Genomic DNA, 1376 nt, shown 5'->3' on the forward strand with positions numbered 1-1376 from the left:
GCTCGCCGAAAAGTGTCCACCATGTCCCCGCACACCCGTCAACCATGTGTCCGGTCCGTACAAAGTGGTCGAAAGTGACTCGTCGCTCATTTCCTGTATCAGAGTGGGTAGATTAAAAAATACTCATATTTTTCAATATGAGTATTGAGTAAATTCAATCAAAAAATTTTCTCATCTGTATACGATCATCTCGATGAGATTGTATGTCGGTGTAGGATTTAGTGAGTGACTACAAAAGTACAGCTCTTGCTCACTGAGATTTCGTAAGTGTTACTCCTATTGATTCAGAACTTCCATCCTCTTGGAGATTTCCGTAAAGCGTGTTGTAGGAGTGATCGTCAGCCATCAGGTTCAGTTTGCCAGTACGTACTGTTAGATTCCCTTTTGTACCGTTTGGCCCTGGGGCTTCTGGGTCCCATAGTCTATAGTTTACTCTGAAGAAAAGAGAGGATTTTGTGGAGGGTGCACTTTCTCTACTGTAGCTTGCGCTTATAAAAGGGTAGCCTTGCATATCTCCTTTAAGTTCCCCCGTATCGTAGTCAGCAAAAGTGATTTTTAGCCAGTAATGATTAACGCTGGCTGGCGTGAAGCGATAGTAGGCTTCTAGCGGGGTGTTGTGCTTGGCCATGATAATTCTCCTGAGTAAGAGTCAAATACGGCAGTCGTAAATGTTGATTTCCTCGCCGCGAGGCAATGTTGTCAAGAAATCTAATCTGTGTAACCTGTTAATGTTGGCAGTTATATATAACTTTTAGAAATATTGAAGTGTTCGAAATTGCATAGGTATTGACCGGTCTTTTGTCGAATTAAGTTGGATGATGCTCAATGACGACTGTAAGAGGGCAGTTCGGCTGGTAAAGTAACGGTAGAGGGCAGCTGTACGCGGGTTCGCAGACCGAGGAGCTAAGACCCGGCAGACCCGAAGGTCTCCCACGCACAGCCGCCATAACAAAGACTGCCGTCGGCAAGATACCGGGACTGTTTTGACGGGTGCGGTTTTAACTCTGTAGGGCTGCGAAATCCTATCGCTGATCAACGCCGGCGACGGGGCGAGCTATAAGCGGCGAGTTGGCTTGTCGCAATGGTGCTGTAGGACGGACACCAAGCCCTCAGGCCACACAGGCCAAATGTGGGAGGGGGCTTGCCCCCGATTGCGGTGGGTCAGTCACAGCTATTTGAGCTGACACACCGCTATCGGGAGCAAGCCCCCTCCCACAGGGAATTTAATCGTCTGGATTTATCGGGGAATGATCCTTGGGCTTGTCGGACGTTGCCTACTCGAAATAGGCTAATCCATTCACTCGTGATCAATATCCAACTTCGCAAACGTCACCCGCGCGCCTTCCTTGCTGTCCCCACTGTTGTCCTGCACATAC

General features: G+C 48.3%; 1 protein-coding gene and 1 pseudogene. Both read right to left on the reverse strand.

Features of this window, described 5'->3' with window-relative positions:
- Positions 1-250 precede the first annotated feature (250 nt).
- Positions 251-628 carry a hypothetical protein gene (locus E3O56_RS16145; protein WP_146097902.1) on the reverse strand — a complete coding sequence of 126 codons (378 nt, stop codon included), beginning with the start codon at positions 626-628 and terminating at the stop codon, positions 251-253.
- Between the two features lie 669 nt (positions 629-1297).
- A pseudogene (locus E3O56_RS16150) lies at positions 1298-1376 on the reverse strand (polysaccharide lyase family 7 protein); the annotation flags it as partial.

It is taken from the genome of Pseudomonas sp. W2Aug9 (genome assembly GCF_023127755.1).
In the GTDB taxonomy this organism is placed as follows: domain Bacteria; phylum Pseudomonadota; class Gammaproteobacteria; order Pseudomonadales; family Pseudomonadaceae; genus Aquipseudomonas; species Aquipseudomonas synxantha_A.